Source organism: Bacillus sp. P4_D3, from assembly GCF_056401855.1.
This window is the reverse complement of record NZ_JBFUIN010000250.1, coordinates 1-4,670: the sequence shown is the minus strand read 5'-3', so window position 1 is coordinate 4,670 and position 4,670 is coordinate 1. Positions and strand designations below refer to the sequence as shown.

Below are 4,670 nucleotides of genomic sequence, written 5' to 3'. Positions count from 1 at the left end.
GTATAGGAACAATTGGTCTTATTAAGGCAGTGAATACATTTAATCCAGAAAAGAAAATTAAATTAGCAACATATTCATCTCGTTGTATAGAAAATGAAATTTTAATGCATTTGCGTCGAAATAATAAAAATCGTTCGGAAGTTTCTTTTGATGAACCGCTTAACATTGATTGGGACGGAAATGAACTGTTATTATCAGATGTGTTAGGTACAGATGATGACATTATTACAAAAGATTTAGAAGCTACTGTAGATCGTCATCTTTTAATGAAAGCATTGCATCAATTAAATGATCGTGAAAAACAAATTATGGAGCTTCGGTTTGGACTCGCTGGTGGCGAAGAGAAGACACAAAAAGATGTGGCCGATATGCTTGGAATTTCACAGTCGTATATTTCTCGTTTGGAAAAAAGAATTATAAAAAGATTACGAAAAGAATTTAATAAAATGGTGTGAAGAATAAGACCAGTCGGTATCTAGACTGGTCTTATTTTCTTTTTGTGCATTAGGAAATATGATGTTTGTGAAAAACGATGGGAAAACCGTATGCATAAAATCCCCTTCAAAGGAAATACTTTACACTGTACAGCAACTCCCGATAGGAGGGAACACTTTGACGAGAAACAAAGTAGAAATTTGCGGTGTTGATACAGCTAAACTTCCAGTACTAAAAAATGAAGAGATGCGTAAATTATTTCGTGAAATGCAAAGTGGAGAGATAAGCGCCAGAGAGAAATTAGTGAATGGAAACTTACGTCTTGTACTGAGCGTCATCCAAAGATTTAATAACAGAGGAGAATATGTTGATGATTTATTTCAAGTTGGTTGCATTGGACTTATGAAATCCATTGATAACTTTGATTTAGGCCAAAATGTGAAATTTTCAACGTATGCTGTGCCGATGATTATTGGGGAAATACGCAGATATTTGCGTGATAACAATCCAATTCGCGTATCTCGCTCATTACGAGATATTGCGTATAAAGCGTTGCAAGTAAGAGAAAAATTGATTGCTGAAAATTCCAAAGAACCAACAGCAATGGATATTGCCAAAGTTCTTGAAGTGACACATGAAGAAATTGTCTTTGCGTTAGATGCTATTCAAGATCCAGTTTCATTATTTGAACCGATTTATAATGATGGAGGAGATCCTATCTTTGTTATGGATCAGTTAAGTGATGAAAAACAAAAGGACGAGCAGTGGGTTGAAGAACTAGCGTTGAAAGAAGGGATGAAGCGTTTGAATGATCGTGAGAAAATGATTATTCGAAAACGGTTCTTCCAAGGAAAGACACAGATGGAAGTTGCCGAAGAAATTGGGATTTCTCAAGCACAAGTATCACGTTTGGAGAAGTCTGCTATTAAGCAAATGAATAAGACGATTCAAGGATAAGGTCCTCACCAGTTATGGTGAGGCCTTTTTTATATATAATATTTTGCTCTCATAGTACAGTGGGTAGGTTCATATAATGAAAATGAAATGGATGTTCTATTAGTAGCGGTTATATACTGTTTACCCGCTTCAAAATTCGGCTGAAGTAAGAAGTTAGATGGAAGCGGAGCTACCCGAAAAAGTCCGATTAGCATGGGCTAATAATCAGTAGGGATGGGAAAAATCCCACTGATTAAGGTTTCACTTTATTTGAGAGCGTAATTATGATTCATGATATAAGGGAGAGGATGAATATGATACGAATTTCGGAGTTTCAAATGAAGGATGTTGTAAATATTTTAGATGGAAAAAGGCTTGGAAATATTGGAGATATTGATTTTGATATAGACACAGGTAAGATTAGGACAGTTATTATTTCCAAGCAGACACGTATGCTAGGACTCTTTGGAAAGGAAGTAGAATTTGTGATTCCTTGGGAGCAAATTATGAAAATTGGGGAAGATGTCATACTTGTCAGAGTAGATAATATTAATTCTGTAACAGAATCAATACAAACACCGACAATTTCATAAAGAATATTACAAATTCCCCTTTTTTTTCAGTTGTCATTATGAAAAAATAAAAGTATGGTAAAATAGACAGGAAGTACCATGCTTTTTTCTGTTATTTTAATTAAAAGGAGCCGCTTTATGAGAGAACCATTTAAATATGTGGACGGTATACTGTATTTACAAGCGTGGAAAGAAATTGGAAACATTACTGTTGGATTTACGACAAAAGATGGTGGAGTAAGTACAGGCTCCTTTCATGCGATGAATTTAGGATTACATGTGAATGATATCGTGGAGAATGTTCATGAAAACAGACGCATTTTAGCGAATAAGTTACAAAAACCATTAGAAAAATGGATTTGCTCTGAACAAGTTCATGACCATCATGTTGAGAAAGTAGGACTGCAAGAAAAAGGGAAAGGCGTTTATTCATATGAAGACGGTATTCCAAAAACGGATGGCATTTATACGACTAACAAAGATGTTCTCTTAACATCTTGTTACGCTGATTGTGTTCCGCTCTATTTTTATGCACCATCACATGATATGATAGGACTTGCGCATGCTGGGTGGAAAGGGACTGTAACAGAGATTGCGAAAGAAATGATTCAAAAGTGGAATGCAGAAGGTGTTTCAAGTGATGAAATTCATGTCGCAATTGGTCCTGCAATCGGATCATGTTGTTATGTTGTTGATGATCGTGTATTAACAGCAGCGCAGCAAGTAGTAAACGGATCAGTTCCCTATAAAGTAATTTCTGATGGTCAGTATGCAATTAATTTAAAAGAAGTTAATCGTATATTATGTGTACAAGCAGGTATAAAAGAAGAACATATTGTAATGTCATCTCTTTGTACAAGCTGTGAAGAACAATTATTTTTCTCTCATCGTCGTGATCAAGGTAAGACGGGGAGAATGTTGAGTTTCATAGGTTTTAAGGAGGAGTGAAGCAAGTGACAGTGCAAGGGAATTTAGCAGATGTAAACGAAGCAATTAAAGAATCTTGTGCACGAGCTGGACGTTCGACGAAAGATATTAAGCTCGTTGCAGTTACAAAAACTGTAGGAATTGAAAAAACAAGCGAAGTAATTGAAGCAGGAATTATTGACTTAGGTGAAAATAGAAATGAAGGTTTCTTACAAAAATACGAGCATTTCGGTTCAAAAGTGAATTGGCATTTTATTGGCTCATTACAAACGAGAAAAGTAAAAGAAATCATTAATGAGATTGATTATTTACATTCATTAGATCGTCTCTCACTTGCACAAGAAATTCAAAAACGTGCTGATAAGAAAGTTAAATGCTTTATTCAAGTGAAAACATCATCTGAAGAATCAAAGCAAGGATTGGCGATAGAAGAAACAATTTCTTTTATTCAAAGTTTGCAAGAATTGGATAAGATTGAAGTGGTAGGATTAATGACAATGGCTCCGTTTACAGGAGAAGAGGAAGAGATTCGTCGCTGCTTTAAGGAATTACGCATGCTACAAACAGAGGTGCAGGAGCTAGAATTATTACATGCACCATGTAAAGAATTATCAATGGGAATGTCAAATGATTACACGATTGCAATTGAGGAAGGCGCTACATATATTCGTTTGGGAACGGTTTTAGTAGKAAAAGCGTAAGAGGAAGGAGAAAGTTATTATGAGTTGGTCAAAAGTAAAATACTTCTTTTTTGACACACCGGAAGAAAAAGAAGCAGCTCAATATAGTTATGAAAAGGAGCAAACAGACATGAAAAAACAACAAGATCCCCCAGAACAACAAGATGTTCCGTTTGCGAAAGTGCAACCGAAGCAAAATGTAGTGAGTATTGAAACAGCGAAGCAATCTTCAAAAGTTGTTTTACTAGAACCACGCACATATTCGGAAGCGCAAGGCATTTCGGATCACTTAAAAGGTAGACGAGCTGTTGTAATTAATTTGCAAAGAATGTCTACAGATCAAGCTGTACGTATCGTTGACTTTTTAAGTGGTACTGTATACGCTATAGGCGGGGACATTCAAAAAATAGGCCCGAAAACATTTATGTGTACACCTGAAAATGTTGATATCGTTGGTGCGATTTCAGAGTTATTCGGTGAAGAAGAAGAGACAAATATAAAGAGGTGGTAATACGCCATGACAACAGTTGTACAAGTATTGCAGTCTGCTATTCAAATTTATTCCTATGCGCTTATCATTTATATTCTTTTGTCTTGGTTCCCAGGTGCAAGAGAATCAAAATTTGGTGATTTTCTTGCACGCATTTGCGAACCTTATTTAGAGCCTTTTAGGAAATTTATTCCACCGCTTGGTATGATTGATATTTCTCCACTTGTTGCGATTTTCACATTGAATCTCGCTAGTAGAGGATTGACAAGTTTGTTTTTTTATTTTGTTTAGCGAAAGGCTACATACATGAGCATCTACGAGCATTTTAGACCTGATGAAGAGGTCTTTGTGGATAAAGTAATAGAGTGGAAACAGGCTGCTGAGTACCATCAAGTCAAGTTAACAGATTTTCTTGATCCAAGACAGCAACAAATTGTTTCTATGGTAATAGGGCAAGGAGATGTAGCTGTACGGTTTGATGGTGCGATGCCTGAAGCCGAACGAAAAAGAGCACTAATTTATCCAGATTATCTAGAATTAAATGAAGAGGAATTTCAAGTAGAAGTATTAGAAATTGACTATCCTTCCAAGTTTTTCACGCTAGAACATAGGCAAATATTAGGTGCATTC

At 35.9% G+C, this 4,670-nt stretch carries 8 protein-coding genes; all 8 read left to right on the top strand.

Annotated elements, in window-relative coordinates:
* Positions 1 to 455: sigma-70 family RNA polymerase sigma factor (locus AC1DTM_RS18545; protein WP_477000622.1), on the top strand; the 455-nt coding region annotated here is incomplete at its 5' end.
* A gap of 157 nt (positions 456 to 612) precedes the next feature.
* Positions 613 to 1,392, top strand: coding sequence for an RNA polymerase sporulation sigma factor SigG (gene sigG / locus AC1DTM_RS18540; protein WP_000197755.1), 780 nt, complete (start codon positions 613 to 615; stop codon positions 1,390 to 1,392).
* A gap of 293 nt (positions 1,393 to 1,685) precedes the next feature.
* Entirely contained in the window at positions 1,686 to 1,964 is a 279-nt protein-coding gene (locus AC1DTM_RS18535) for a YlmC/YmxH family sporulation protein (RefSeq protein WP_033710824.1), read from the top strand.
* 117 nt (positions 1,965 to 2,081) lie between these two features.
* Positions 2,082 to 2,891 carry a peptidoglycan editing factor PgeF gene (gene pgeF / locus AC1DTM_RS18530; protein ID WP_016106025.1) on the top strand — a complete coding sequence of 270 codons (810 nt, stop codon included), beginning with the start codon at positions 2,082 to 2,084 and terminating at the stop codon, positions 2,889 to 2,891.
* Between the two features lie 5 nt (positions 2,892 to 2,896).
* Complete coding sequence (locus AC1DTM_RS18525) at positions 2,897 to 3,571, top strand: YggS family pyridoxal phosphate-dependent enzyme (RefSeq protein WP_477000623.1); 675 nt, start codon at positions 2,897 to 2,899, stop codon at positions 3,569 to 3,571.
* 19 nt (positions 3,572 to 3,590) lie between these two features.
* Positions 3,591 to 4,061 (top strand): cell division protein SepF, encoded by a 471-nt coding sequence (locus tag AC1DTM_RS18520; protein ID WP_002014721.1) that lies wholly within the window; start codon positions 3,591 to 3,593, stop codon positions 4,059 to 4,061.
* Between the two features lie 6 nt (positions 4,062 to 4,067).
* Positions 4,068 to 4,331, top strand: coding sequence for a YggT family protein (locus AC1DTM_RS18515; protein WP_002111425.1), 264 nt, complete (start codon positions 4,068 to 4,070; stop codon positions 4,329 to 4,331).
* 15 nt (positions 4,332 to 4,346) lie between these two features.
* A partial coding sequence (locus AC1DTM_RS18510) for a YlmH/Sll1252 family protein (protein WP_477000621.1) occupies positions 4,347 to 4,670 on the top strand: 324 nt, incomplete at its 3' end.